The organism is Nocardia sp. JW2 (assembly GCF_051843015.1).
In the GTDB taxonomy this organism is placed as follows: domain Bacteria; phylum Actinomycetota; class Actinomycetes; order Mycobacteriales; family Mycobacteriaceae; genus Nocardia; species Nocardia coubleae.
Genome location: NZ_JBPXLK010000056.1, coordinates 1 through 2,920, shown reverse-complemented (window position 1 = coordinate 2,920; position 2,920 = coordinate 1). Strand labels below are relative to the sequence as shown.

Here is a 2,920-nt window from a genome sequence, read left to right as displayed (position 1 = left end):
CCCGAGTAGCAGCGGGCCCGTGAAATCTGCTGTGAATCTGCCGGGACCACCCGGTAAGCCTGAATACTCCCTGGTGACCGATAGCGGACTAGTACCGTGAGGGAAAGGTGAAAAGTACCCCGGGAGGGGAGTGAAATAGTACCTGAAACCGTGCGCTTACAATCCGTCAAAGCCTTCGCAACTTGTTGTGTGGGGTGATGGCGTGCCTTTTGAAGAATGAGCCTGCGAGTCATCGGTGTGTGGCGAGGTTAACCCGTGTGGGGTAGCCGTAGCGAAAGCGAGTCCGAATAGGGCGCTCTTTAGTCGCACATTATGGACCCGAAGCGGAGTGATCTACCCATGGCCAGGGTGAAGCGACGGTAAGACGTCGTGGAGGCCCGAACCCACTTAGGTTGAAAACTGAGGGGATGAGCTGTGGGTAGGGGTGAAAGGCCAATCAAACTCCGTGATAGCTGGTTCTCCCCGAAATGCATTTAGGTGCAGCGTCACGTGTTTCACGCCGGAGGTAGAGCTACTGGATGGCCTAGGGGGCCTACAAGCTTACCGAAGTCAGCCAAACTCCGAATGCCGGTGTGTGAGAGCGTGGCAGTGAGACTGCGGGGGATAAGCTTCGTAGTCGAGAGGGAAACAGCCCAGATCGCCGGCTAAGGCCCCTAAGCGTGTACTAAGTGGAAAAGGATGTGGGGTCGCTTAGACAACCAGGAGGTTGGCTTAGAAGCAGCCACCCTTGAAAGAGTGCGTAATAGCTCACTGGTCAAGTGATCCTGCGCCGACAATGTAGCGGGGCTCAAGTACACCGCCGAAGCCGCGGCATTCCAACATTAACCTGCACCCTTAAAAGTGCCAGGTGTTGGGATGGGTAGGGGAGCGTCCTGTGGCCGTGGAAGCAGCAGTGTGAACTAGCTGTGGAGGCCACGGGAGTGAGAATGCAGGCATGAGTAGCGAAAGACGAGTGAGAAACTCGTCCGCCGAATGACCAAGGGTTCCTGGGCCAGGTTAATCCGCCCAGGGTGAGTCGGGACCTAAGGCGAGGCCGACAGGCGTAGTCGATGGACAACGGGTTGATATTCCCGTACCCGTGTATCCGCGCCCAATGCTGAATCAGTGGTACTAACTGTCCAAACGTTCTGTGATCAAGCCTTCGGGCGAGACGCAGGATTGCTGCACAGGACCTTCGCTGTAGTAGGTAAGCGATGGGGTGACGCAGGAAGGTAGCTGGGCCAGGTGATGGAATACCTGGTGTAAGCCTGTAGGGCGCAACATAGGCAAATCCGTGTTGCACACAGCCTGAGAGGTGATGCGTAGTCGTTGAGACGAATTCAGTGATCCTATGCTGCCGAGAAAAGCCTCTAGCGAGCTGGTACATGGCCCGTACCCCAAACCGACACAGGTGGTCAGGTAGAGAATACTAAGGCGATCGAGAGAACTGTGGTTAAGGAACTCGGCAAAATGCCCCCGTAACTTCGGGAGAAGGGGGACCACATCTGGTGACGATCTTTACGGTCTGAGCTGGGTGGGGTCGCAGAGACCAGAGAGAAGCGACTGTTTACTAAAAACACAGGTCCGTGCGAAGTCGTAAGACGATGTATACGGACTGACGCCTGCCCGGTGCCGGAAGGTTAAGAGGACCGGTTAGCCCGTAAGGGCGAAGCTGAGAATTTAAGCCCCGGTAAACGGCGGTGGTAACTATAACCATCCTAAGGTAGCGAAATTCCTTGTCGGGTAAGTTCCGACCTGCACGAATGGCGTAACGACTTCTCTGCTGTCTCAACCACAGACTCGGCGAAATTGCATTACGAGTAAAGATGCTCGTTACGCGCGGCAGGACGAAAAGACCCCGGGACCTTCACTATAGCTTGGTATTGGTGTTCGGTACGGTTTGTGTAGGATAGGTGGGAGACTGTGAAGCGGGTACGCCAGTATTCGTGGAGTCGTCGTTGAAATACCACTCTGATCGTATTGGGCTTCTAACCTCGGACCATGATCTGGTTCAGGGACAGTGCCTGGTGGGTAGTTTAACTGGGGCGGTTGCCTCCTAAAATGTAACGGAGGCGCCCAAAGGTTCCCTCAGCCTGGTTGGCAATCAGGTGTCGAGTGCAAGTGCACAAGGGAGCTTGACTGTGAGACTGACAGGTCGAGCAGGGACGAAAGTCGGGACTAGTGATCCGGCACCGGCAAGTGGAAGCGGTGTCGCTCAACGGATAAAAGGTACCCCGGGGATAACAGGCTGATCTTCCCCAAGAGTCCATATCGACGGGATGGTTTGGCACCTCGATGTCGGCTCGTCGCATCCTGGGGCTGGAGTAGGTCCCAAGGGTTGGGCTGTTCGCCCATTAAAGCGGCACGCGAGCTGGGTTTAGAACGTCGTGAGACAGTTCGGTCTCTATCCGCCGCGCGCGTAAGAAACTTGAGGAAGGCTGTCCCTAGTACGAGAGGACCGGGACGGACGAACCTCTGGTGTGCCAGTTGTTCCGCCAGGAGCATGGCTGGTTGGCTACGTTCGGAAGGGATAACCGCTGAAAGCATCTAAGCGGGAAGCCTGTTCCAAGATGAGGTTTCTCTCCCACTTGATGGGTTAAGGCCCCCTACAGACCATGGGGTTGATAGGCTGGAACTGGAAGCACGGTAACGTGTGGAGGTGACCGGTACTAATAGGCCGAGGGCTTACTATCGAAGGTGTTACGCGTCCACTGTGCGGTATCTGAAACAACACACAGACACTGCAGCAAACCCTGACCAGGGGTGAAATATCTCTTGGTTTTCGGGGAGCGCTGTTTGTGGATAGTTTCATAGTGTTACGGCGGTTATAGCGGTGGGGAAACGCCCGGTCCCATTCCGAACCCGGAAGCTAAGGCCACCTGCGCCGATGGTACTGCACTCGACAGGGTGTGGGAGAGTAGGACACCGCCGGACAATCATT

2 rRNA genes are annotated in these 2,920 nt (G+C 55.7%); both read left to right on the top strand.

What is annotated here, in order from left to right:
* Nucleotides 1-2,672, top strand: a 23S ribosomal RNA gene (locus tag ACSVDM_RS30735); the annotation flags it as partial.
* A gap of 124 nt (nucleotides 2,673-2,796) precedes the next feature.
* Nucleotides 2,797-2,913: ribosomal RNA gene (rrf, locus tag ACSVDM_RS30730) — 5S ribosomal RNA — on the top strand.
* Nucleotides 2,914-2,920: the final 7 nt, after the last annotated feature.